Genomic DNA, 241 nt, shown 5'->3' with positions numbered 1-241 from the left:
AAGCAGGTCGGCAGGAGTCTTTCCGCATTTGAACTGCTTTGGTAGGCGTTGTCGCTCCCACGTACAACCGAGGCTGACGCCAAAGCGGCTCGCATGGTTCTGCCTGTTCATCCTTGACCACCTGCTTAACGCGTGTGAATGGAGTGCAAACAGCAGTCGTTCGTGGACGTCAATTTTATTAGGGAGATTCTTCGAGGCGTCCTTCGCCCAGGACCTGGACCGTAGTGGACGAGGCGACGAG

The organism is Rhodopirellula sp. UBA1907 (assembly GCF_002337565.1).
Taxonomy (GTDB): domain Bacteria; phylum Planctomycetota; class Planctomycetia; order Pirellulales; family Pirellulaceae; genus Rhodopirellula; species Rhodopirellula europaea.
Note: the sequence above shows the minus strand (reverse complement) of the source record.